19 protein-coding genes are annotated in these 24,848 nt (G+C 32.7%); 10 read left to right on the top strand and 9 right to left on the bottom strand.

Going from position 1 to position 24,848, the window contains the following annotated elements:
• Window position 1 precedes the first annotated feature (1 nt).
• The 5 genes from ACN0WY_RS05840 to ACN0WY_RS05860 all read right to left on the bottom strand — a co-directional run bounded on the left by ACN0WY_RS05840 (window position 2) and on the right by ACN0WY_RS05860 (window position 7,407).
• On the bottom strand, window positions 2–4,312 hold the full coding sequence (locus ACN0WY_RS05840; protein ID WP_417799800.1) for a CusA/CzcA family heavy metal efflux RND transporter: 4,311 nt from the start codon (window positions 4,310–4,312) through the stop codon (window positions 2–4).
• Between the two features lie 121 nt (window positions 4,313–4,433).
• Window positions 4,434–4,772, bottom strand: coding sequence for a hypothetical protein (locus tag ACN0WY_RS05845; protein WP_417799801.1), 339 nt, complete (start codon window positions 4,770–4,772; stop codon window positions 4,434–4,436).
• Window positions 4,773–4,805: 33 nt separating this feature from the next.
• Window positions 4,806–5,204 (bottom strand): acyl-CoA thioesterase, encoded by a 399-nt coding sequence (locus ACN0WY_RS05850; protein WP_099214563.1) that lies wholly within the window; start codon window positions 5,202–5,204, stop codon window positions 4,806–4,808.
• Window positions 5,205–5,209: 5 nt separating this feature from the next.
• Window positions 5,210–5,389, bottom strand: a complete 180-nt coding sequence (locus ACN0WY_RS05855) for a CPXCG motif-containing cysteine-rich protein (RefSeq protein WP_167714310.1) — start codon at window positions 5,387–5,389, stop codon at window positions 5,210–5,212.
• Window positions 5,389–7,407, bottom strand: a complete 2,019-nt coding sequence (locus ACN0WY_RS05860; RefSeq protein WP_417799802.1) for a VWA domain-containing protein — start codon at window positions 7,405–7,407, stop codon at window positions 5,389–5,391. The genes ACN0WY_RS05855 and ACN0WY_RS05860 overlap by 1 nt, the downstream gene beginning before the upstream one ends.
• Window positions 7,408–7,536: 129 nt before the next feature.
• On the opposite strand from ACN0WY_RS05860, the gene ACN0WY_RS05865 reads away from it, so the two are divergent.
• Window positions 7,537–7,875: a hypothetical protein gene (locus tag ACN0WY_RS05865; protein ID WP_417799803.1), complete on the top strand. Its 339-nt coding sequence runs from the start codon at window positions 7,537–7,539 to the stop codon at window positions 7,873–7,875.
• Here the strand turns inward: ACN0WY_RS05865 and ACN0WY_RS05870 are convergent.
• Window positions 7,865–8,278, bottom strand: a complete 414-nt coding sequence (locus ACN0WY_RS05870) for a group III truncated hemoglobin (protein WP_417799804.1) — start codon at window positions 8,276–8,278, stop codon at window positions 7,865–7,867. The genes ACN0WY_RS05865 and ACN0WY_RS05870 overlap by 11 nt on opposite strands.
• A gap of 71 nt (window positions 8,279–8,349) precedes the next feature.
• On the opposite strand from ACN0WY_RS05870, the gene ACN0WY_RS05875 reads away from it, so the two are divergent.
• The 8 genes from ACN0WY_RS05875 to ACN0WY_RS05910 all read left to right on the top strand — a co-directional run bounded on the left by ACN0WY_RS05875 (window position 8,350) and on the right by ACN0WY_RS05910 (window position 17,978).
• Complete coding sequence (locus ACN0WY_RS05875) at window positions 8,350–8,946, top strand: Crp/Fnr family transcriptional regulator (protein WP_417799805.1); 597 nt, start codon at window positions 8,350–8,352, stop codon at window positions 8,944–8,946.
• A gap of 282 nt (window positions 8,947–9,228) precedes the next feature.
• The gene (locus ACN0WY_RS05880; RefSeq protein ID WP_417799806.1) at window positions 9,229–10,677 is read left to right on the top strand and encodes a caspase family protein; all 1,449 of its coding nucleotides are present in this window, start codon (window positions 9,229–9,231) and stop codon (window positions 10,675–10,677) included.
• Between the two features lie 736 nt (window positions 10,678–11,413).
• Window positions 11,414–12,757, top strand: a complete 1,344-nt coding sequence (gene purB / locus ACN0WY_RS05885; RefSeq protein WP_417799807.1) for an adenylosuccinate lyase — start codon at window positions 11,414–11,416, stop codon at window positions 12,755–12,757.
• A gap of 3 nt (window positions 12,758–12,760) precedes the next feature.
• Window positions 12,761–13,348 carry an adenylate kinase family protein gene (locus tag ACN0WY_RS05890; RefSeq protein ID WP_417799808.1) on the top strand — a complete coding sequence of 196 codons (588 nt, stop codon included), beginning with the start codon at window positions 12,761–12,763 and terminating at the stop codon, window positions 13,346–13,348.
• Window positions 13,335–13,775 (top strand): hypothetical protein, encoded by a 441-nt coding sequence (locus ACN0WY_RS05895; RefSeq protein ID WP_330486930.1) that lies wholly within the window; start codon window positions 13,335–13,337, stop codon window positions 13,773–13,775. Before ACN0WY_RS05890 ends, ACN0WY_RS05895 begins: the two co-directional genes overlap by 14 nt.
• A gap of 3 nt (window positions 13,776–13,778) precedes the next feature.
• Window positions 13,779–14,558 carry a TerC family protein gene (locus ACN0WY_RS05900; RefSeq protein WP_417799809.1) on the top strand — a complete coding sequence of 260 codons (780 nt, stop codon included), beginning with the start codon at window positions 13,779–13,781 and terminating at the stop codon, window positions 14,556–14,558.
• 440 nt (window positions 14,559–14,998) lie between these two features.
• On the top strand, window positions 14,999–17,407 hold the full coding sequence (locus ACN0WY_RS05905) for a TonB-dependent receptor (RefSeq protein WP_417799810.1): 2,409 nt from the start codon (window positions 14,999–15,001) through the stop codon (window positions 17,405–17,407).
• A 10-nt stretch (window positions 17,408–17,417) separates the two neighbouring features.
• Window positions 17,418–17,978 carry a type 1 periplasmic binding fold superfamily protein gene (locus ACN0WY_RS05910; RefSeq protein ID WP_417799811.1) on the top strand — a complete coding sequence of 187 codons (561 nt, stop codon included), beginning with the start codon at window positions 17,418–17,420 and terminating at the stop codon, window positions 17,976–17,978.
• An 83-nt stretch (window positions 17,979–18,061) separates the two neighbouring features.
• Here ACN0WY_RS05910 and msrA read toward each other — a convergent pair whose 3' ends face one another.
• Window positions 18,062–18,718: a peptide-methionine (S)-S-oxide reductase MsrA gene (gene msrA, locus ACN0WY_RS05915; RefSeq protein ID WP_417799812.1), complete on the bottom strand. Its 657-nt coding sequence runs from the start codon at window positions 18,716–18,718 to the stop codon at window positions 18,062–18,064.
• A 144-nt stretch (window positions 18,719–18,862) separates the two neighbouring features.
• On the opposite strand from msrA, the gene dnaX reads away from it, so the two are divergent.
• Window positions 18,863–20,566, top strand: coding sequence for a DNA polymerase III subunit gamma/tau (gene dnaX, locus ACN0WY_RS05920; RefSeq protein ID WP_417799813.1), 1,704 nt, complete (start codon window positions 18,863–18,865; stop codon window positions 20,564–20,566).
• Here the strand turns inward: dnaX and ACN0WY_RS05925 are convergent.
• Both ACN0WY_RS05925 and pbpC read right to left on the bottom strand, forming a co-directional pair.
• Window positions 20,555–22,378, bottom strand: coding sequence for a sodium:proton antiporter (locus tag ACN0WY_RS05925; RefSeq protein ID WP_330486936.1), 1,824 nt, complete (start codon window positions 22,376–22,378; stop codon window positions 20,555–20,557). The two genes, dnaX and ACN0WY_RS05925, sit on opposite strands and share 12 nt — an antisense overlap.
• Window positions 22,379–22,436: 58 nt before the next feature.
• Complete coding sequence (pbpC, locus tag ACN0WY_RS05930; protein ID WP_417799814.1) at window positions 22,437–24,791, bottom strand: penicillin-binding protein 1C; 2,355 nt, start codon at window positions 24,789–24,791, stop codon at window positions 22,437–22,439.
• Window positions 24,792–24,848 lie beyond the last annotated feature (57 nt).

The raw sequence follows: 24,848 nt of genomic DNA on the forward strand, positions 1-24,848 counted from the left end.
TTTATTCTTTTATATAAAACTCGTAGGCAATTACAGTTTGATTAAAATTATGAACCAGTGATAAATAGTTTTGCATTACCTGAAAATAAGCGGTAAAACTCTGATTATACTGATACGCATCAATCTCTCCTACTTTATAAGCTAGTGCTAGCTTTTTTATAAACTTTTGCGCTTGTGTTACTGTTGAATGAATACTTACTAACTCTTCATTTAAATACGTAAGTTGCTCTTGCAAACTTTTATAATCATTTTGAATTACCATAGCTTTGTTTTTATTTTCATAAGCTATTTCTTCTTGTATAATTTTTTGCTCTTTTATTTTTGCATTATTAGACCAGAAAGAAAGCGGAATATTTACCCCTACATTAAAACCTGTATAGCTGTTCTCTTTTCCTGTTGTTCTATTAATTATACCAGCTGTTAATGCAGGAAAATAAGTTGATTTTGCTACAGACACACCTTTAGCAGCTACCTTATTTTGTTGCTCTAAACTTTTGATAAAGTCTTTTGACAACGAGTCTTTTTGAATTAAAAAGTCCTTTTTTTGAGGTAGTTTTTCAAACGGTTGTATCAAATAATCAATTTGTAATAACTGCTTTAGTTCATTCTCTATTTGAATAAAGTTCTTATATGTTTTGTTTTTTTGTGACTGTACTCCTAACGATTGTAAAGAGGTTAAATCGTTTTCTAACCCTCCTATTTCTCCAGAGGCATGCAACTTACTCGCTATTTCTTTTATTTGATTGCTGCTAAGCTGTTGCTCTTCCATTAGCGATAACAATCCATATAAGTAATTCCATTGCTGATATAACCTTCTAGCCTTTCTTACTGTTTCTTTCTTTGCTATGTTATTATTAATCGTTGCTAAATTATTTTTCTCTTTAGCCAACTTCTTTTTTTGAATATGCGTTAAAATAGAACCGAAATTCTGATTCACAGACCATTCTTTTTCCGCTATGCCATTAGCTACACCAACATCTTGATATTGAACAGTTGTTGGGTTCAATTCAATCGCTTTACTTATACCTGCTTTCGATTTTTCAATCGCTAAGGTTGACTTTTTCATCAACACCGATTTTTGCAACGCCAAATCAATAACTTGTTGTTCTGTTAACTTTTGAGGCACTTCTTGTGCTTGAACTCCAAAAACTCCAATTGCAAATACTACTACAGTTACTATACTCTTTTTCGCTTTTAAGTTGACTTTCTTTTCAAAAAGCATATACAACACAGGTAAAATAAGTAAGGTTAGCAAAGTTGCAGACACCAATCCTCCTATTACCACAGTAGCCAAAGGCTTTTGTACCTCTGCTCCCGCTGAGGAGGATAATGCCATAGGTAAAAACCCTAACGAAGCCACAGCTGCGGTCATAATTACAGGACGTAAACGCACTGACGTTCCTTTTTTTACAATCTCTGTAAGGTCTGATATTCCAATGGTTTTTAAACGATTAAACTCAGCAATTAAAACGATTCCGTTTAACACCGCTACACCAAATAAGGCTATAAAACCTACTCCTGCTGAAATTGAAAAAGGCATTCCACGTAACCACAACGCAAAAATTCCTCCAATAGCAGACATAGGTATGGCAGTAAATATCAATACACTTTGTTTAATTGATTTAAACGTAAAATACAGTAACAAAAAGATGAGTAATAGCGCTACTGGTACTGCAACGCCTAATCTGGCACGAGCTTCTTCTAAATTTTTAAACGTTCCGCCATAGGTAATATAGTATCCTGGATCGAATGTTATTTCATCTGAGACCTTACCTTTTAGTTCTTTAACTATACTCGCTACATCGCGTTCTCTTACATTAAAACCAACCGTTATTCTACGTTTGGCATCATCTCTTTGAATTTGATTTGGACCCGTTTTAAAATCTACAGACGCTACTGCTGTTAACGGAATTTGTGCCCCGGTTGCAGTTGTAATGTATAGTTTACGAATATCTTCAATACTAGCTCTTCTATTTTTTGCTAAACGCACTACCAAATCGTAACGTTTTTCACCTTCATATACTGATCCTGCACTCTGACCTGCAAAAGCTGCATTAACAGTAGTGTTTACGTCTTCAATATTGAGTCCGTAATAGGCTAACTGACTTCTGTTATACTCAATTACAATTTGCTGTAATCCCGTCATCTTTTCAACATACACATCTTCGGCTCCTGCTACATCTGGAATAATTCTACTTAATTGATTGGCATATTTTACCAATTTGTCTAAATCTTCTCCATAAATCTTAAGTACAACATCTTGCCTAGCACCTGTCATCAACTCATTAAATCGCATTTGAATAGGCTGTTGAAATCCGAAAGAAACACCTAGCATGTTTTCATCTAACAATTGTTGCATTTTTTCTGTCAGTTCATTCTTGGTGCTAGCTTTTGTCCATTCCTCTTTTTCTTTTAAAATAATGATGATGTCTGAAGCCTCTATGGGCATTGGGTCTGTAGGAATTTCTGAAGAACCTATTCTACTTACAATTTGCTCTATTTCGTCTGGAAACTCTTTCATTAATAATGCTGATGCTTGGTTGGAAACATCGATGGTATATGAAAGTGAACTTCCTGTTGATACAATAGCTTGCACAGCCAAATCTCCTTCATCTAAGGAAGGTATAAACTCTGATCCCATTTTAGAAAAAGTGACTAAACTGAGTATAAAAATGGCGACTGAACCTATGACTACTTTTATTTTATGAGTTAGCACAAAGTTGAGTATTGGAGTATATACATTTTGTAATGCTGTGATGATTTTATCTGAAATATTCTTCTTGTTGTTGATTGTTTTCTTTAAAAACAACGAACTCATCATAGGTACATAGGTAAGTGATAATAAGAAAGCTCCTAAAATTGCAAAACTTACAGTTAAGGCCATAGGCTTAAACATTTTTCCTTCAATACCTACTAAGGCAAGAATTGGTAAGTACACTATAAGAATGATAATTTCTCCAAATGCTGCACTTGTTCTTATTTTTGAAGCCGACTCATACACTTCATCATCCATTTGATCTTGAGTTAATTGGGTTCCTGATTTTTTTAACCCTAAATGATGTAGTGTTGCTTCTACTATAATTACCGAACCATCTACGATAATACCAAAATCGATAGCTCCTAAACTCATTAAGTTTCCAGAAACGCCAAACACGTTCATTAAACTAATAGCAAACAACATTGCTAACGGGATAACCGACGCTACGATTAACCCCGCTCGTAAGTTTCCTAGCAACAACACCAAAATAAAAATGACAATTAAAGCCCCTTCAACAAGGTTGGTTGATACCGTTTTTATGGCTTTGTCTACTAATTTAGTTCTATCTAAAAAGGGTTTTATGGCAACTCCTTCTGGCAAACTTTTTTCTATTTGTGCTATTCTTTCTTTTACATTCTCTATCACTTTTGAAGAATTGGCTCCTTTTAACATCATAACAATCGCACCTACCACTTCTCCGTCGGTATTTCTTGTCATTGCGCCATATCGTACTGCATGCCCTAGTTGAACTTTCCCTATATCTTTCATCAAGATAGGGGTTCCATTCACATTGTTTTTTATGACAATATTCTGGATGTCTTCTGGAGTTTTTATCAACCCTTCACTTCGAATAAAATACGCTTTCGGGTTTTTATCTATATACGCTCCTCCTGTATTTTGATTGTTTTTAGAGAGTGCCTCAAAAACCTCATTTATACTAACATTTAACGATTGCAAGCGTTCTGGTTCAATAGCTACTTCATATTGCTTTAAAAAGCCTCCAAAACTACTTACATCAGCTACTCCTTCAATTCCTAAAAGCTGACGACGAACGATCCAGTCTTGAATAGAGCGTAACTCCATTGCATCATATTGCTTTTCATAGCCTTTTTTAGCATACAGTGTATATTGATAAATCTCCCCCAATCCTGTAGTTACAGGTGCCATTTCTGGTGTTCCTACTCCCTCAGGAATTTGGTTCTTGGCCTCTATCAATCGTTCACTAATTTGCTGACGTGCCCAATAAATATCGGTACTCTCTTTAAAAACAATTGTAACGACACTCAATCCAAATCGAGAGAAAGAACGAATTTCTTCGATATCTGGAATGTTTGACATGGTAATTTCTATAGGAAACGTCACTAAACGTTCTATATCTTGGGCTGATTGTGAGGGTGCAGAGGTTATTATTTGCACCTGATTATTGGTAATATCTGGTACTGCATCAATAGGTAACTGTTTTAGAGAATAGATTCCCCAGCCTATTAATGCGACAACCAATGCTCCAATAATCAATTTATTTTTAATTGAAAATTTGATAATGTTATCTAACATTTTGTATTGATTTAATTCTATTGTAACATAATTTTTACCGGTTATTATTAAATAATCGGTACAACAGTTTGTAGTTCTTGCTTACACAAGAGCTACTGCTGTTTTTAATAATAAAATAGAATTAAGACCTGGGTGGCTGGAAAATAGCCGACAAGTATGAGTTGTAGTATGTGTTTTGATAGAAGTTAATCCTGTTTCTTATTTCAAAAAAAGGAATAATATCAAAACTATAATCAATCGGAATAAAATCTGCTGTAACAGTAATTACGTTACAATGATGGTGATGTTCTTTGTTTTTTTCTTCTTCAGTATCGTTTTCATGATGCTCATCTTGATGTTCTTCATTTAACTCATCGTGATGCACCTCTGATTCAGCTACAAAAACCACAGCATCCGTATGTGCCTGTAAAGGAGGCACTATTAACAGTAAGGTTAATAATATGATGATGCTTTTTTTCACTAATCTAATTTAGAGTTACAAAATTATAAAATTTTATGAATCTTCGTTATCCAATCTATCTTTAACGTATTCAATTTTTGTTTTACCATGCGCAAAAGGCTTTCCTTCTTCATCTAAACTCACCATGATAATTTTATCAATTGCAATAATTGTTTTTCGGGTTATTTTGTTACGAACTTCACAGCTTAAGGTAATAGACGTTGTTCCGAACTTTACGACATCGATTCCTATTTCAACAATGTCTCCTTGCTTTGCTGAACTAACAAAATTTATTTCAGACATAAACTTGGTTACTGTTTTAGGAATTTCTAACTGAATAATAGCATATAACGCTACCTCCTCATCAATCCATTGTAATAATCGTCCTCCGAAAAGTGTTCCGTTAGGATTTAAGTCTTCTGGTTTTACCCATTTACGTGTGTGAAATCTCATCGTATTTATTGTTCTATATTTTTAGCTTCAAAAGCTATTAAATCGTTATTTACAAAGGTAAACGTTATTTGTATAGGATTGCAACATACCTCACAATCTTCTACATAGGTTTCTGACGTACTGGCATCCAGCAACATGGAAATTTCTTCCCAACAATGCGGACATTGAAAAAAATGCTCATACATCATATTTTACCATAATATTTTCTAACAAACCATTCTATTGACAATAAAACTATAATCAATAATAACAACCATTTCCAATCAACTAAACTTTGTTTTTTGGTAATAGACTTTTGAGTGGTATAAAAAGATGCATCTTCTTGTATCTTTTTTAATAAATCGTCAACTTTATCTGCATAAGCAATTGCTCCGTTTGTTTTTAACGCTAGCTGTTCTAATTTTTTAAAATTGGCATTGGTAAACTGCTCTTCTATCTGATAATCTTCAATTTTAAACCTACCTGAGCTATTTATATTTTGATTCTTTACAGTTACGGTATATGAATATTCTCCTGAGGCTAATCCTTCAACAGCAACTTGATATGAGTTATTAAATAAAGAAAACGGAATACTTTTTTTAGCCTTTGTTTCTAAATTAGTTACTGTTAACTCTAAAGATGCTCTGCTATCAAACTGGTAGTTTTTATCAACGTAAAATGCACTTATGGTTATCGGTTCATTGGCTGCATACAAACGTTGCGCTTTTACCTCTAAACGCTTCCTCTTTTTAGTGGATGCTAAATACTGAACCAAATTTCCCACAAACGTATCAAAACTTTCAAAGTTTTTCTCTTTTAAATAACTGCCAGCTCTCCATTTCCAAATACCTTCACCAAATAGCACTGCATACTTTTTATCATTCTCTTCAAAGGTTGATAATAATGGTTGCGTGGTTTCTACGCCTGCATACTTCTGATACAACAAGCTTTGAGATTCTTTTTTAAGTTGTACTTCTCCAAACTTGTCTTTTAGTGGTGGAAATTGATCAAAACCGATATCTTCTTGACAAAAAGTTAGAAAATCTGGATTGTAAATAGCGGTATATTCTTCTTTTTGATTGATAACTCTTTTTTGAACTCCTAAACCTTGACTGTTCAAAAAGTTCCAATCTGTTTTAGTTCCTGAAACCAGTAAAAAGTTAGAGGGTATTTTTTCTAAAGTGGTTTTAAAATAACTGTTAGGCTGATACAAAACAAAAAACTGATACGCATCTAAATCTATGTTTCTATCTTGTATCAAAGCAATATCCACTTTTCGTTGTTTATTGCTCTCAATCGCTTTTTTAAGTGCTCCTAAATCTGGGTGCAAAAAAGAACTTAATAGTAAAACCTTGGTTTGCTCATCTAAAACTTCAACTGAAAAGCTTTTATAATTGTTCTTTGTGTTTTTTTCATTCGCTATACTACTTATCGACGCTGTGTAATAGTGTATTCCTTTGGTAGCGGACACTAAGTTGGCTGTAACAGTTTGCACAGGATTTTCTGGTGAGAAACGTACTCTTTTTGAAAAAACTCTGCTCCCGTTTTTTACAATTGAAAAAGTAGTATTCACCGTTTCTTTTCCTTCATAATACAACAATGCTTCAACTGGAAACTTGTTCTTTACATAGCTGTACTTATTCACATTTAACTGCGAAATTTGAATGTCTTGATATTGAATAGTATCCCCAATAACTACAGAAAATACTTTATGCTTTGTTGATGAAAACTCGTAGTCATTTCCTTGGGTTTGATTTCCATCAGTTATTAAAATGGTAGCTGCATTTTTATCTTTATTCAACTCACTAACAGCATCAATTGCTTTTGAAATATTGGTTTGTGTTTCAGCAAACGATAAACTATCCAACACCTTAATATCGTTCCCAAACGAAAAGTACTGTACGTCAAATTTATCTTGAAGTTCTTCGTTACTTTCTACTTTTGATATTACTTCTTGAACCTTTTTTTCTTCTTTAAAAAACTGAGTAGATAGTGAATTATCCACCAATACAGATAACACCGGTTGTATGTTTTCTGTTTCAAGAGTTGTTATCTTCGGATTAATGAGTAGTAACCCTATTAAAAAAAGACTTAGTGCCTTTAAGCTAAAAAGTAAGATATGTACTTTCGGGGTGCTATTTACCTTATAGAAATATTGAAAAAAAGCAATGGCTACGCTTATGAATACGGCTAATACAATGTAAATTACAGTTATTGACTCCACTCAGCTTATTTTAGTATGTGAAGATAAAAATATCTAACAAATAAAAACACCTTTTCTTCTTTTTCATTTATGACTTGAATCATAAAAAACTAATTATCAGTTACATAATTTTATCAAAAACTAGTATGTATGGTAACTACTGAAAACGTAACCACTGAAAAAACACTTCAAAAAACAAATAGTATGGGAATTACGGCTTACATCAATAAAAAAATTGCTGAAGGAGAACGAAATAGCATTGGTGTATCTATTATATTAATTACTGTAGGCTCTATGATTGCCTCCATTACAGCTGCTTTAGCCGTAAATGGTGAGGTTAATTTATTTGCGCTAATTTTTGCTTGTGTAACCGCTATGGGGGCTAATGCTGCTGCCATAAGTCAACGTCCTTTTAAGATAATTGCTTGGGCATTTATTATTAATATACTCGGTAATATTTCGTTGATTTTTTATCTACTTATGTCGTAGTTGTAGGCTTCGGCTTAGCTTCAAACATTCTAAAAAAGAGCATAGAAGCTATGTTTCGTGCTCTTTCTTTAGCTTCATGTGCTTTTGTTCCGTCAAAAAGTTCATCAACCGTTTCAAACCACAATTGCAACCAGCGTCCAAAGTGTTCTTGGTAAATAGCATACTCAAAATCTCTATCTACATCTTTGTGTGCTTTCATCGGATTTCCTTTAAACTTTCTAACAAAAAACAAATTCGTTTCCCAAAAATCAGTGAGTTTTTGTAAATGAGGTTCCCAGGTTTCTTCTGGTATTGTTTTCAAAAATATAGGGCCTATAAAATCATCCTTTCTAATTTTATCGTTATAAAAAGTTGCTACTAACTTATACACATCTTCCCTATTTTCTATGTCTCTTTTATCCATTTACAAATTGTTCTTGAAATACGCTACAAAAGTATATCTTTATGCTATTGCAATTTATGACTTAAATCATAATGATTCCAGAAGAACTCTTATTAAAATACCACGCTGAAACCAAAAGTTTTCAAAAAGACGAAATCATTTTCTCTGAAAAACAAACCGCACACTACTACTACCAAATAGTAAGCGGAGTAGTTAAAATGAATAATTTTAATGATGATGGTAAAGAGTTTATTCAAGGGGTGTTTTATAAAAACCAAAGTTTTGGGGAACCACCTTTGTTTATTGATGTAAAATATCCTGCCAATGCGGTGGCTATTTCTGATAGTACGATTTTAGCTTTATCTAAAAGCAACCTGTTTAAATTACTGCAAGACAATCCTGAAATTCACTTAAAAATCACCCAAAGTTTAGCCAAACGTTTGTACTACAAAGCTATTATTGCTTCCGAAATATCGAGTCAAGAACCTGCCCATAGAGTGCTCCGATTTATAGATTATTTAAAAAACGATGTATACAAAGTTGAAGGAAAGTACTCGTTTAAAGTAGCCTATACGCGTCAGCAAATAGCCGATATTTTAGGTTTACGCGTAGAAACGGTTATTCGGGTCATAAAATCTTTAGAAAAAAAGGGAGACGTAAAAATTAGCAAACGAAAGGTATATCGTTAAAACTTTCTTTAAAGTGACCTTTTAATAAAGTGTCTTACAAATCATATAAATTAATTGATTTATGGAATTCCGTAAGATTTTGTACATCCCTTGTAGTAAGTTTGTTGGAATTGTATAATTAGTTAATAAATAACAGCAACTCGTTCATAACTTTATTTTAGGTAACCTATTGGTTATACTATATTTGATAGCGTATAAAATTGCTAAACTTTATGATACTCCATGCTTTTGCCGGGATAAAACAACTAAAGTTTGACATATAACGAGTTAGACACAACTAAAATGAAAACATTAGCATTAATAATAGGTAATAATGAATACCATGATTCTGCAAAATTAGACAATGCAGTAAACGATGCAACTTCAATAAATAGAGAATTCGAAAGGCTTGGATTTACTACAATTTTTAAATGTGATTGTAAATCGACTGATTATCCTTTGCTTCTTTCTGATTTTGAAGAAAAAATCCCTGAATTCGATGCTTCAATATTTTATTATGCTGGCCATGGTTTTGAACTTGATGGAATTAATTATCTTTCATCAATTGACTGCCAAATACCACCTTCCGATAAATACTCTGCTCGGATGAATAGTATCATGCTCAATGAAGTTTTAGAAATACATAAAAAAAATAATACGAAAATAAACATAGCTATAATTGATGCCTGTAGAAAATCTTTTAGTAGAAGTAACACATCTTCGTTATCTCCTTTAATAGCTCCAAAAGGTTCCTTTATAGCCTTCTCAACATCTCCAAATGAAGGAGCAAATGACAAAGGCTATAAAGGTAATAGTGTATATACAGGATCTTTATTAAATTATTTAGGTAGAGAAAGGCTATCTATTGAAGAATTGTTTAAAAAAGTTCGAAAAACTGTTCACTCATTAACTGAAGGCAAACAAACTACATGGGAGCATACATCTTTAGTTAGTGATTATTATTTTAATACAGGTCAAAGGGTTCATTCTATCACAATCCCCTATAATGAGAATGTTGTAAAAGATGTAAACTATGATACTGATAAAGATGAGTTTAGTCTTCTAATTAAAAATGTTAGAATTCTTAATTACTACAAGCAAAACCCTGCTATTGATGACTTATTAGATTATAACCCTAAAGATTTAGACAAAAATCAACAATTTATTTTAGGTAGAAATTTACTTCAATCAAGTCGATCTGCTTTTAGTTCTAGTGATTTTTTTGATTTATTAGAACAAAACATTTCGAAATATACAGAAAACAACGAAAATCATTTATTAAATGGGATTCTATATGAGATATATTTCAATTCATATGGGGAATATCGAGGAGATAACAGAAAAGATTTTTTCATTCAAGATATTCTTAAGTTGAGAAAAAAAAGCGCTTATATGAGTTCGTTCAAATTTATAAACGATTTATTAAAAGAAACAGGAGATAAACTTGTATACTTACCTCAAAAAGAAGATATTTCAATTGATATAGATGTCCTTGCTTCTGAAAAAAATGCCACGAATAGTTTTAATGAAACAATATCTTACCAAGTAATTAGTAGTATTATTTATAATGGAATTGATATAACTGAAAAAATATCCACTTATGATATAAATGGATTGAATGAATTAGGGCTAAAAAGTACGATAGCTAAATTTTTAACAGCACCCATTGATTTAATTCATGTAAATAGTAATTTGAAAATAGATAAAATGTTATTTGTAAACACAAATAATATTGATACCAGTAAATTGTAGTATATGCCTAACTTAAGTTGTATAAAAAAACATAGGGCGGTCTATGATTATTCGATCGGTTTAGGCTAATCTACTAAGTCGTCAAATATAAAGTTGGGTGTTTCAACATTGAAGACAAACAAAAAACATCATATTTGGCTTAGTTATAAACGTGGAGTTAGAGCTTACCCTCTACCCTACGTTTCTTATACTCGCTGTTAACTAAAATTCATTTATAAAGTTCTCTACACACTTTATTGAATACTCCCCGCTAATATTGCGGCATGGGTCGCTGATACTAAGGCATGCTCCGTTAACACCACGGCACGGGTCGCTGATATCACGGCATGCTCCGTTAACATCACGGCATGGGTCGCGGATATTACGGCATACTCCGTTAACACCACGGCATGGGTCGCTGATATCACGGCATGCTCCGTTAACACCACGGCATGGGTCGCTGATACTACGGCACGCTCCGTTAACACCACGGCACGGGTCGCTGATACTACGGCATGCTCCGTTAACACCATGGCACGGGTCGCTGATATTACGGCACGCTCCGTTGACACCACGGCATGGGTCGCTGATATCAAGGCATGCTCCGTTGACATCACCGCATGGGTCGCTGATATTACGGCATACTTCTTTGTCCCTAAATAAGATTGCTTTTTGTTAGTGCTAAAATTCCTGTAGTTTATCTCTAAAAAAAGGGAAGTATTTTCTATTTTTGTGCCTTTCAACACAACAACAAAACATGAACTTAACAGAATTAAACGCCATCTCTCCTATTGATGGTAGATACCGTAACAAAGTAGCAAGCTTAGCGAACTATTTTTCAGAAGAAGCTTTAATAAAATATCGTGTAAAGGTAGAAATTGAATATTTCATCGCTTTATGTGAAATTCCATTACCTCAGTTAGCCGATTTCAACAAAGAGTTATACGCTGATTTACGTAAGATCTATGAAGATTTTTCTGCTGAAGACGCACAAAAAATCAAAGAAATTGAAAGCGTTACCAATCACGATGTAAAAGCTGTTGAGTACTTTATTAAGGAAAAGTTTGACAAGCTAAGCTTGAATAAGTATAAGGAGTTTATCCACTTCGGGTTAACATCTCAAGATATTAACAACACTGCTATTCCATTATCTATTAAAGATGCGATGGATGAAGTATACTACCCAACTTTAGATACCCTAGTTTGCAAATTAGCTGATGTATCTGAAGAATGGGAAAACGTACCAATGTTAGCAAGAACTCACGGGCAGCCAGCCTCTCCTACTCGTTTAGGAAAAGAGTTTTTTGTATTTGTAGAGCGTATTAACAATCAAGTTATTCATATACAACATACACCACACGCTGCTAAATTTGGTGGAGCTACAGGTAATTACAATGCACACAAAGTAGCGTATCCAGATATTGACTGGAAAAACTTCGGAACTCATTTCGTAGAAGAAGTATTAGGTTTACACCACTCCTTCCCTACTACGCAAATTGAGCACTACGATCACATGGCAGCTTTATACGACGGATTAAAGCGCGTAAATACGATTTTGATTGATTTAGATCGCGATGTTTGGACCTATGTTTCTAACGACTACTTCAAACAAAAAATTAAAAAAGGGGAAGTTGGTTCATCGGCAATGCCTCATAAAGTAAATCCGATTGATTTTGAAAACTCTGAAGGAAACTTAGGGATTGCCAATGCTATTTTTGAGCATTTATCTGCTAAGTTACCCGTTTCAAGATTACAACGTGATTTAACGGATAGTACGGTATTACGTAACGTTGGAGTTCCTTTTGGACATACGTTAATTGGTTTTGCCTCTACCTTAAAAGGATTGAACAAGTTATTGTTGAATGAAGCTAAATTTGCTGAAGACCTAGAAAATAACTGGGCAGTAGTTGCTGAGGCTATTCAAACAATTTTACGTCGTGAAGCCTATCCTAATCCATACGAAGCCTTAAAAGGATTAACTCGTACGAACGAAAAAATAAACAAAGATTCTATCGCTAATTTTATTGATACTTTAGAAGTTTCTGAAGCGATTAAAAACGAGTTAAAACAAATTACACCATCTAATTACACAGGTATATAACCTATGAATATTATAATTTTTGGGCCTCCTTTAGCTGGTAAAGGAACCCAATCTAAAAAAATAATAAATGACTTTAACTTAACACATCTTTCTACCGGGGATGTGTTAAGAAAAGAAAAAGCTAAAAAAAGTGATTTAGGCTTAGAAGCTGAAGAATATAGTAGTAAAGGTCTACTTGCTCCAGACGATTTAGTTATGGAAATAGTAGAAAGCTTTTATTTCAATCAAAATGACAAAAATAATTTTCTTTTTGATGGCTACCCTAGAAATATTGAACAAGCTAAACATTTAATCAATTTTTTAGAGAAGGATAAAAATGTTATAGATTTCGTTATTTATTTAAAAGTTCCTAAAGATGTTTTGTTGGAAAGAGCTAAAATAAGAGCTATTGAAGAGGACAGAAAAGATGATGCAGATCAAAACACAGTTTTAACTAGAATTGATGAATTTGTTAACCTCACAGCTCATGCTATCAATTTTATAAAAGAACAGGGAGTAACAACTATTGAGGTAGATGGCAATCAATCTGTAGAAGAGATTTATAAAATAATTTATCAAAAACTAAATAATCCAGAAAGTGAAAAAAGCTAACTTTTTATTCCTATTTAAAGCATTGCTGTTTTCTTGCATGTTAATAGTAACATCGTGTACTCCAGAGAAAAAAGGAGATCCTACACGTTTTGTACACGGAACGTTTGAAATTCCTGCTGGTGATAACTACGGAAAAACAACTATTGTAAGGAAGGATAGCTTACAAATAGAAGAATACACTAAAAAAGTAAGTCTTTCAACGGACAGTTTAGTTACTGAAAAAGAAGTAAAACATATAGATACACTCTACATCAAATGGAAAAATAATTTTGCATATACCTTGCGAATGAAAAGTCCGAAAACTGATTTAGATAAAGATCCTATATTTGTTCAAATAACTAAAGTAACTGATAGCTCTTATAGTTTTACCGCAAAAATTGGCTATTCTAACTTTAAGCAAAAAGGAACTGTATATAAAGTAAAATAAACGATGGAAATTTTCTTACAAGCTGATACCTGGATTGCCTTGCTAACCCTAACTTTTTTAGAAGTTGTATTGGGTATTGATAACATTATCTTTATCTCTATTGCTTCTAACAAGTTACCAGAAAATCAGCAAAAAAAAGCTACTCGAATAGGTCTTCTATTAGCTATGATTTTTAGAATTCTTCTTTTACTAGGAGTTTCTTATTTAATTAGTATGAAAGACCCTATCTGGAATATTAATTTGTCTTGGTTAAAAGTAGGTGTTACAGGTCAAAGTTTGATTTTATTTGCTGGAGGTATATTTCTACTATACAAAAGTACTAGTGAGATTCACCATAAAGTTGAAGGAAGAGATGAAGCACACGCTTCTGGTAATCCTAAAAAGAGAGCTACTTTACTAAATGTTATAACTCAAATAGTATTAATTGATATTGTTTTCTCTTTTGATTCTGTTTTAACTGCTGTAGGTATGACAAATGGTATACAAGGAGCATTAATGATAATGATTATCGCCGTTATTGTCTCAATCTTAATTATGTTAATGTTTGCTACTCCTATTAGTAATTTTGTAAACAAACACCCTACAATTCAAATGTTAGCTTTATCCTTTTTAATTCTAATTGGGTTTATGCTAATTACAGAGAGTGCACATTTGTCTCATACAATCGTTTTTGGACAATCAGTTGGTGCTATTCCGAAAGGATATTTATATTTTGCCATTACATTTTCTCTACTTGTAGAAATGCTAAATATGAAAATGCGAGGGAACTCAAAAAAGCATTAAGAAAATATTAATATTATAAGCAAAAGACCTAGCAAACATTTATCTGTTAGGTCTTTGTTTTTTTCATACATTTGCAACATTACGCATGTTTAGATTAAAAAGACATATTGCACTTGTAAGTATACTTGTATTGCTGTTACCTTCAGTTATACTGCTAGTACATTCCTTTGAAAATCATAAACACCCAGTTTGTTCTTCTACTAGTGAACAACACTTTCATGAGCAAGAATTAAATTGTTCTTTATTGAATTTTAACTTTCAAGTTTTTTCGCTTGATTTTAATTCCAGTTATGATTTAATTCCAGTTACTTATTTTAAAACTAGACAAAACTTACAACCGCAATTTATTCCGGTTCATCATGTTGTAAAAATTCTACCTAGAGGGCCTCCTTTTAATTTAATTTAGTTATCACATAAATTAAATTAAAAATAAATCTTAAATGAAATCAAAACGTATCATTTTGATTCTTTTGCTATTACTAGGTTATAGTAATGTAAAAGGTCAAGATTGCAGCCATACATTCTCTGGTCTTGTTGAGGATTTTCACGATAAATCTCCTATAGTAGGTGCTACAGTTTTTATTAAAAATCAAAACAAATACGCCGTTACCGATTTTCAAGGAAAATTTTCAATTCCAAAGGTATGTTCTGGTAAAATTATAGTTGAAATATCTCATGTAGCTTGTGATCCACAAACTCTTGAATTAACTATTTCTACAGACATATATAAAATTATTGATTTAGAACATCACGAAGAAGAACTAAATGAAGTCAATGTAAAAGGAGCCATTGGTTTAAAAACTAAAACAGCCCAAGAAACTCTAATTAAAACACAAACATTAGAAAAATTTAGTGGAGCTTCTTTAGGTGATGCTTTAAAAAATATTATAGGAGTTTCTTCTATTAACACTGGTAATAGTATTGTTAAACCAGTAATTAATGGTTTAAACGGAAGTAGAGTTCTTGTTTCTTTTAACAATGTTAGACTTCAAGATCAAGAATGGGGAATTGAACACGCACCAAATATAGATGTTAATGCTGCTAAAACTATTTCAGTTGTTAAAGGAGCAAATGCATTACAATATGGAGGTGATGCTATTGGAGGTGTTGTTATAATAAACCCTGTGAAAAGTTTTATTGACAAAGATACTTTATATGGTAAAAGTATAATTTCTCAACAAACTAATGGTCGTTTATTTTCCGTTACTACAAGTTTAAATAAAAGCTATAAAAGTGGTTGGTTTGTTAATGGTCAAGCATCGTTTAAAAGAGCAGGTGATTTTGAAGCTGCAAACTATAATTTATCTAATACTGGGATTAACTCAAAAGCTTTTACTTTTAACATAGGGAAAAAGCAGTTTGAAAAAGGTTTTGAACTTTTTTACAGTTACCTAAGTAATGAAATAGGTATTTTAAGAGCATCTCATTTTGGTAATGTTGCCGATTTAGTTGATGCTATTGAAAGTCCAATCCCTCTTTTTATAAATGACTTTAGTTATGATATTGATAACCCAAAGCAAGATGTTACACATCATTTATTAAAAGCTGCTTATTACAAAAGGTTTAAAGGATTGGGTAAACTTTCATTACAATACGATTTCCAGTTTAATAACAGACTAGAGTTTGACAGAAGAATTGGTGATAATAAAAGTTTACAAGCTGTTGATTTAGACTTAACAACTCATAATTTTAAATCTGATTTTCAGTTAGACTCAAACCCTAATCATCTTTATAAGTTTGGATTAAGTGCATTATACCAAAATAATTTCCCTGACCCAATTACTAAAGTTAGAAGGTTAATTCCGGATTATAAAAGGTTTAGCTTTGGAAGCTATGCAATTGCTGACTTTAAATTTGATGATTTAGTCTTTTCCGCTGGAATTAGGTATGATCTAGAGCACATTGACGCAAAAAAGTTTTATCTGCAAAGTAGATGGGATAATTTGAATTATCAAGATGATTTTAGTCATATAATTATAGATCCTAATGCACCAGGTTCTCAACTTTTAACAAATCCAAAGTTTACATACCACAATGTTTCTACATCTCTTGGTTTAACCTATAACCTTGACGCTAAGAACTCATTCATTGTAAACTATGGACTAGCCAACAGAGCTCCTAACCCTTCTGAATTGTTTAGTGACGGTTTGCATCACTCTGCAGCAAGAATAGAAATAGGAGATTTACGTATGCAAACAGAGACATCAAATAGGTTTTCTGCTTCGTATATGTATAATAGCGATAAGTTGAATATTACTGTTGAAGGGTTTTACAATCATATAAAAGATTTCATTTATATAGAGCCTACAGGAGAGGAAACAACCAATAGAGGTGCTTTTCCAGTATGGTCTTATAAACAAGTTAATGCTCAATTATTTGGAGTTGATACAAATATCTCTTTTCAACCTACAAATAATATTGTGTTGACAAATAAAAGTTCTCTTTTAAAAGGTAAGGATTTATCAGGTAATAGACCGCTGATAGATATTCCTCCTTTTAAAACAGTTACTTCACTAGTTTTCAAGAAAGAAAACTGGAAAAACTTTTATGCTTCCATAGAAAGCGAATTTAATGCAGAACAAAACGAGTTTCCGAATAACAACTTTCAAGCTTACTTACCGCTTGAAGATCGTTTCGTAACCGTAGATGTTAGCACCCCACCATCAGCATATCATTTATTAAACTTTTCTACAGGATTTGATTTTAAATTATCAAAAACAACACTTAATTTAAACTTTTCAGTAGATAATATTTTAAATGAGAGCTATAGAAATTATTTAAATAGGTTAAGGTACTTTGCTGATGACCTAGGAAGGAATTTTAAAATTCAATTAAAAATTAATTATTAAAAAACAAAAAATGAAACATATTAAATTATTAGCCGTATTATTTATTTCTGCAATCACTATTACCTCTTGTTCAGATGATGATCCAGTAGTTATTAATGAAGACGAAGTTATTACTACAATGACTATTGAATTAACCCCAAATGGTGGTGGTGATAAAGTAACTTTACAAAGTAAAGATGCTGACGGAGATGGTCCTACAGCTCCTGTTGTTACTGGTGGTACTTTAGCTGCTAACACAACTTACAATGCTGTAATAACGTTGTTAAATGAATTGGAAAGCCCTGCTGAGGATATTACTGAAGAAGTTGCTGAAGAAGCAGATGAGCACCAGTTCTTTTATAGCCAAACAGGTTTAACAAGTACTTTCACTTATGCTGGGGCAAATGACTCAAATGGAAACCCTGTAGGTATTAACTTTACCATTGCTACAGGAAGTGCTGGAACTGGTACTTATATTGTTACATTAAGACATGAACCAAATAAAGGAGCTTCTGGAGTAAAAGAAGGAGATATTACAAATGCTGGTGGAGAAACAGATATTCAGGTGAGCTTCCCTATTACTGTTGAGTAATAAAATTGAAACTAAAATATAAGAAACTCCCCAAACAGGGGAGTTTCCTTTTTATATAAACAAACTTTAACTTAATAAAGTTTTTAATGCTTTTCCTTTTTAAGCAATTCCGGAAACTTACGTTTAAACCGATTTAATCGAGGAATTGATACTTTTTGCACATACGGGTTCTCTGGGTGTAAACGCTCATAGTTTTGATGATACTCTTCCGCAGGATAAAACTTCTCCATCTTTTTAACCTCTGTAACTATTTTCCCTTGATACACTTCTTTATTTAATCTTCTAATAGTATTTTGTATGAGCTGCTTTTCTTCTTGTGTTTTATAGAACGCTATTGACCTATATTGTGAACCATAATCTGGATGTTGTCCATTTTTAGTCGTTGGATCGTGTGAACCAAAGAACACCGTTACTAATGTTTGGAAACTAACTTTTTTCGGATTGTAATATACTGCTACCGATTCTGCATGTCCTGTACGACCAGTTCCAATCGTTTTATAGGTCGGATTTGTAGTATGTCCTCCTGCATATCCTGATACTGCTTCCTCTACTCCACTCACACTTTCAAAAATTGCTTCTACACACCAAAAACAACCACTTGCAAAGTAAGCTACTTTTGTTTCTGAGCTTGTTTGTACTGACACCTCTTTTAGTTTTTCTTCTTTTTTTTGTGAGAAACTTAATAACGTTAGCACTAAAACAACAGCTGTAAATACTGCTATTCCCTTGAATATCTTCATATAATTCCTATTATTTATATGTTGGTTAGTCGTACAAAAAATACATTTTTTACAATTGTTTACAACTTTAATATTTCCTTAAGAATTTTGTTTGCGTGTTGCCACTGTGTTTTCTATTTTTGTTCAAGTAAACAGTAAATTTTAATGGAACATTTTATAGTATCGGCACGTAAATATCGTCCTCAAAATTTTGAGGATGTGGTAGGGCAACAAGCTATTACCAACACGTTAGAAAATGCTATACAAAACAACCACTTAGCACAAGCTTTATTGTTTACAGGACCTCGTGGAGTTGGTAAAACATCGTGTGCTCGTATCTTGGCTAAACGCATTAACCAAGAAGATGCAACTACCGATGATGAAGATTTTGCTTTTAATATTTTTGAATTAGATGCGGCTTCTAACAACTCGGTTGATGATATTCGTAACTTAACAGACCAAGTTCGTATTCCGCCTCAAACAGGAAAATACAAAGTGTATATTATTGATGAGGTGCACATGCTTTCTCAAGCCGCTTTTAATGCGTTTTTAAAGACCTTAGAGGAACCACCTGCACACGCTATTTTTATTTTAGCAACTACCGAAAAACATAAAATTATACCAACGATATTATCTCGTTGTCAAATTTTTGATTTTAAACGTATAGGTGTTTTAGATGCTAAAGAGTATTTAAAAACAATTTGTGCTAAGGAAAACATTACTGCGGAAGATGATGCATTACATGTAATTGCCCAAAAAGCTGACGGTGCAATGCGCGACGCCCTTTCTATTTTTGATAGGGTTGTAAGTTTCTCTGGAAACAATTTAACACGTGAGGCGGTTACCCAAAACTTAAATGTGTTAGACTACGATGTGTATTTTAACATTACCGATTTATTACTTCAGAATAAAATTCCTGAAGTGTTAATGGCATTTAATGATGTGTTAGGAAAAGGTTTTGAGGGACATCATTTTATAAACGGTTTGGCTTCTCACTTTAGAGATTTATTAGTTGCAAAAGACCAAGCTACTATAGCTTTACTAGAGGTTGGTGATAATACTAAGAAAAAATATTTAGAGCAAGCTTCTAAAGCCAGTATGCAATTTTTACTCCCTGCCATAGACAAGGCGAATGATTGCGACTTAAAATATCGAGGAAGTAAAAACCAACGCTTATTGGTAGAACTTACTTTAATGCAAATTGCCTCTATCACTTTTGATGGAGCAAAAAAAAAATCTAGCAACTACATAATTCCTGCTACTTTTTTTACCTCTTTATCTCCTTCTGTTAAAAAGACCGAGGTAAAACCTGCTGTTGTAAAAACGCCTAAAAAATCGGACCCCACCCCAACAACTACTACAGTTACAAAAGAAGAAGCTCCCGCTAAACCCGTTTTAAAAAATATTAAACGACGTACTTCTGCTTTGTCTTTAAAGAGTTTACAACAAAAGAAAGAAGTAAAAAACACCATTGATGTAGAAGAGAACTACGACAATCATCCAAGAACTCCTTTTACTCAAGATGAACTAAAAGATGCTTGGAAAAAATATTATTTCCAATTACAAGGTTTCGGAGAGCGAAGTATTGCTGCCATTCTAGCTTCTGATGAACCTAAATTACAGGAAGATTTTACGATTGTTTTTTCGCTACCTAATGACTTAATGAAGTCTCAACTAGAAAAAGGAAAACCTAAATTATTACGATTCTTACGTGAAAAGTTAAACAACTATGGTATTCAAATTAATGTTATTGTTAATGAAACTGTAGAAAAAAAGTTTGCCTATACGCCTCAAGAGAAGTATGACAAACTAAAGGAAAAAAATCCGTTAATTGAAAAGTTAAAAAGTACTTTTGGGTTAGATGTTTAAATTCTTCCCTACATAAACCAACTTCCAATCTTCTATTTTCTTGACGTTTTTCTCAAATTCTGAAATTAATAGAATTTCATTCTTTTGACTCTTAACAAAAATTGGAATTGATTTTTGATCTCGATTAATTTCTTCAATTTTCTTCTTATAATCATCAATAGAATTAACTACTGTTTCGTGAATTTCAGGGAATTCTCTTACAGCTTCCATCAAGTTAATATAATCATCTTCTATTGTAAATAAATGATCTTCATCTTCATAATCCTTTGTAATAACTTCCTGCGACGTTGCTAAACGATAAGCCCCTTGCTCTCCAAAAATAGAAGAGAAATTAGAGATTACAAATTTGTTGATAGAATCACTTCCTGTCATTGCAATTAAATACCCTACATCGTTTAATTCAATATTATCAGTTAACTCATCATCGTAAATATTAACTTCAATAGATTCCAGCCCTTCTTCTTTGGCTTTTTCTACATTTTCAATATTAGAATCAATTAATACTACTCTTCTTTGATTTTCTTTTAGGTATTTTGCAATCATTCTTGCCAAATCTGAAGCTCCAACAATCATAATTGCATTAGAACGCTTTAAAAACACTCCTACTAATTTCGCAAACAATCTTGCTGTAGTGGCGTTTAATAAAACAGTTCCTAGTACTACCATAAACACCAAAGGAGTTATGTATTCAGCTCCTTCAATTCCTTGTTTAAGCAATTTACTTCCAAATAACGAAGCAATACCTGCGGCAACAATACCTCTTGGTCCTACCCAACTAATAAACAGTTTTTCATTTGTTTTTAAATTCGACTTTGATGTACTTAAAAACACGGCTAACGGACGAATTACAAACACAATTAAAGCAAATAAAAGCAGTGTTTTCCACTCATATAGTAGTGTTAGTTCTTTATAATCAATATTTGCTGATAGTAAAATAAATAAGATTGAGATTAATAAGACACTTAATGATTCTTTAAAATATAAAATCTCTTTTAAGTTCTTCAGTTTACTATTTCCTAGCACCATTCCCATAACCACAACAGCTAATAGTCCTGATTCATGAGCAAACAATTCAGACTCCACAAACACTAATAAAACAGTAGATAAAGAAACTACATTTAACAAGTAATGTGGTACCCATTTTTTGTTAATTACAAATATTAAAGCATGGGCAAAAGTGAATCCGAAAGTGGTTCCGAAAAGGATGATTTTTAAAAACTCTAACAAGGCGGTTCCTGTAAACCCAGCACCACCGCCTACACTTATAAATTCAAAAACAAGTACAGCTACTAATGCTCCAATGGGATCTATTAATATTCCCTCCCATTTTAAAACTGCTGAAACATCTTTTTTCAGGGGTATATTTCTAAGAATTGGTGTTATTACGGTTGGTCCGGTAACGATTATTAATCCAGAAAATAAGAAGGATAATTCCCAGTTTAATCCAAATACATAATGAGCGATTATAGCTCCTCCAAAAAAGGTGATTGCTGACCCTAAGGTTATCAACTTAGTAATAACTGGACCTATATTTTTTATTTCTCCGCGTCGTAAGGTTAATCCTCCTTCAAAAAGAATAATACTAATAGATAATGACACAAAATAATACAAACCATCACCAGGAAAGAGTCCTTTTTCACCATCCCAAATAGGTTCTATCCATTTACTTCCATCATCATTAAAAAATTCTGCTGCAATAGGTCCTACAAGTAACCCAATTAAGATTAAAGGTAAAATTGCTGGAATTTTAAATCTCCAAGCTACCCATTGCGCTAAAATTCCAAGTATAATTATCCCTGCTAGTTCTAACATATTTTATATTTAAAAAGACTAAAAATACAGCTTTTAATTAAACCGTATTTACATTTATTTAATTTTTTACCTCAATAACTCTCTTCAGCTCATTACCATAATCATCTATAGCCGTTATGGTATACATACCGCTTTTTGGCGCAATAGCTTGCTCGTGATATTGCTCTGTTATTCCTATAAATTCTTTGTTTAAATACCAATACACTTTTGCTTCTGAATTAGCGTGTGTAAGCTTTAAAATTATAGGGTTTAACTTATTGTTTTCTCCTCTTGTTAAAGATATTTTTGAGGTGTATTTAGTAGGAAAAACAAAATCCATTGTATTACTTTCCAACTGATTACAATCTGATCTATACTTAGGAAGTGGCCTGTAATCTGCATTATTCTGCTGATAATAATAAGCCATTAGAGGAGGTAATACAAACCACGGTTTTGTTACCATGTTTGAAATTGACTCGCAATTTGAATTTACTCTAAATTTTTCAGATATAGCTACCGTTATTTCTTGATGATACGGACATGATGTAGCCTTCATTGCACTTTTTTGAACTCTTTTGGTTACTGTTGAAGGACAAATTGTTTTGGCTAAAAACCCACTTTTCTCACAAATAGTTGCTTCTATTAAATCTTCATAGGGTTCTAAAAACCAATTAGATTTTGGCAATACATCAAAAACATTAAACATTAATGGAGCGGCACTTCCAACACCTGTAAGGTCTGGACGTCCTTCTCCATCGGAATTCCCTATCCATACTCCTACTACATATTTTGGGGTTACTCCAACTGCCCAGGCATCTTTATTTCCAAAACTAGTTCCTGTTTTCCACGCTATTTTTTGAGATGAATCATAATATTTCCAAGCTTGATCTGTATAAGGCCTGTTTACTTCTATCAAAGTATTTAGTGTTAAGAATGTAACTCCAGCATCTAACGTTGTATAGTCTTTTTGAACCTTACCAAAATTTGTGGTTCCGTCAGACAAAAAACTAGGTTCTATAAACTCATTTTCGTAATAATTATGTTTTAATTCTTCATAGTGATTTACAATACCTGCATATCCTGCAAAGGTTTTACACAAATCCCATAAGCTAGCTTCCGCACCTCCTAAAATCAAGGAGAGTCCGTAATAATCTGCTGATTTATTAATATCCTTAATACGGTATGCTCTTAAATCTTCTCTAAATTTTTCCAATCCATATCGCTGTAGCATACGTACGGAAGGAATGTTCAGCGAACGTGTCAATGCTTCATTGGCTGGAACTGCTCCATCAAAAGTTAAATTGAAATTTTTAGGAGTATATCCTGCTATTTCTGTTGGCACATCTGCTACCAATTGCTTGGGTAAAAGGTCTCCCGATTGTAGCATTTGTGCATATAAAAAAGGTTTTAGAGTACTTCCTGTACTTCTTGGGGCAATGATATTGTTCACATCTTTTTGATGTGCTTTATCGGTTGGAGAATTTCCTACATAAGACAGTACTTTTCTTGTTTTAACATCCAACACCAAGACTGCCATATTGTAAACTTCATTTTGTTTTTGACGGAAATAATGTTGCTTTACTAAGTTATTTACTTGTCTTTGTAAATGAACATCTATAGAGCTTTTTACACGTTGTCCACTATACTGTTGCGTTACTTCTTGTACAAAATGTGGTGCTACCGTAGGTAGCGGATATGGTTTTTGTGGCAACTCTTCTTCAATAGCTAACTCATACGTTATTTGATCTATAACTCCTTCTTCATGTAATTTTTGTAATAATCTATTTCTTTTGTTTTTTAGTTTTTGTTGATTTTTCCCTGGATAAATCAACGATGGAGCATTCGGCAATACCGCTAAAGTTGCTGTTTCTGCCCATGACAATTGATGTGGTTTTAATCCGAAGTAACGCCACGAAGCCATTTCTAACCCAACAACATTCCCTCCATAAGGAGCATGTGATGCATACAATTTTAAAATTTCTTTTTTAGAATGACGAAATTCTAATCGAGTTGCTAGGATTAACTCTTGAAATTTTTCAAAATAGGAACGCTTTTTATTTTTTCTTGACAAGCGAATTACTTGCTGTGTTAGCGTACTTCCGCCTCGTACCACTCTTTTTGCTTTGAGATTTTCTACCATTGCTTTTCCTATCGAAATAGGATTGAACCCAAAATGCTTATAGAAATAAGCGTCTTCAAATTGTAAAATACAATGCTCGAATTTATTAGGCACAGAGTCTAACTCAGGAAATCTCCATTGACCATCGCTAGCAATAACAGCTCCTAACAATTCGTTATTTTTTGCTGTTACGACTGTTGATGTTGGATTGTCAAATAATTTTTTAGGCAGACAGAAATAATAAGCTACCATAAAAACACTTATAATGATAACTTTAATTTTATGCTGTTTTAAAAAGTTAAAAACAATTTTCATAGACAACTTATATAGCTCAAAAGTATAAAGTTTATAGCAAACATTTAGTCGATAAGT

It is taken from the genome of Tenacibaculum sp. (assembly GCF_048269885.1).
GTDB lineage: Bacteria > Bacteroidota > Bacteroidia > Flavobacteriales > Flavobacteriaceae > Polaribacter.

What these genes read in the sequence shown, in the direction of transcription:
- msrA (WP_417799812.1), bottom strand. Translation starts at nt 18,718, where the DNA reads ATGAAGATATTCAAGGGAATAGCAGTATTTACAGCTGTTGTTTTAGTG.
- ACN0WY_RS05855 (WP_167714310.1), bottom strand. Translation starts at nt 5,389, where the DNA reads ATGTATGAGCATTTTTTTCAATGTCCGCATTGTTGGGAAGAAATTTCC.
- ACN0WY_RS05880 (WP_417799806.1), top strand. Translation starts at nt 9,229, where the DNA reads ATGAAAACATTAGCATTAATAATAGGTAATAATGAATACCATGATTCT.
- dnaX (WP_417799813.1), top strand. Translation starts at nt 18,863, where the DNA reads ATGGAACATTTTATAGTATCGGCACGTAAATATCGTCCTCAAAATTTT.
- pbpC (WP_417799814.1), bottom strand. Translation starts at nt 24,791, where the DNA reads ATGAAAATTGTTTTTAACTTTTTAAAACAGCATAAAATTAAAGTTATC.
- ACN0WY_RS05865 (WP_417799803.1), top strand. Translation starts at nt 7,537, where the DNA reads ATGGTAACTACTGAAAACGTAACCACTGAAAAAACACTTCAAAAAACA.
- ACN0WY_RS05905 (WP_417799810.1), top strand. Translation starts at nt 14,999, where the DNA reads ATGAAATCAAAACGTATCATTTTGATTCTTTTGCTATTACTAGGTTAT.
- ACN0WY_RS05870 (WP_417799804.1), bottom strand. Translation starts at nt 8,278, where the DNA reads ATGGATAAAAGAGACATAGAAAATAGGGAAGATGTGTATAAGTTAGTA.
- ACN0WY_RS05850 (WP_099214563.1), bottom strand. Translation starts at nt 5,204, where the DNA reads ATGAGATTTCACACACGTAAATGGGTAAAACCAGAAGACTTAAATCCT.
- ACN0WY_RS05925 (WP_330486936.1), bottom strand. Translation starts at nt 22,378, where the DNA reads ATGTTAGAACTAGCAGGGATAATTATACTTGGAATTTTAGCGCAATGG.
- ACN0WY_RS05900 (WP_417799809.1), top strand. Translation starts at nt 13,779, where the DNA reads ATGGAAATTTTCTTACAAGCTGATACCTGGATTGCCTTGCTAACCCTA.
- ACN0WY_RS05875 (WP_417799805.1), top strand. Translation starts at nt 8,350, where the DNA reads ATGATTCCAGAAGAACTCTTATTAAAATACCACGCTGAAACCAAAAGT.
- purB (WP_417799807.1), top strand. Translation starts at nt 11,414, where the DNA reads ATGAACTTAACAGAATTAAACGCCATCTCTCCTATTGATGGTAGATAC.
- ACN0WY_RS05840 (WP_417799800.1), bottom strand. Translation starts at nt 4,312, where the DNA reads ATGTTAGATAACATTATCAAATTTTCAATTAAAAATAAATTGATTATT.
- ACN0WY_RS05890 (WP_417799808.1), top strand. Translation starts at nt 12,761, where the DNA reads ATGAATATTATAATTTTTGGGCCTCCTTTAGCTGGTAAAGGAACCCAA.
- ACN0WY_RS05910 (WP_417799811.1), top strand. Translation starts at nt 17,418, where the DNA reads ATGAAACATATTAAATTATTAGCCGTATTATTTATTTCTGCAATCACT.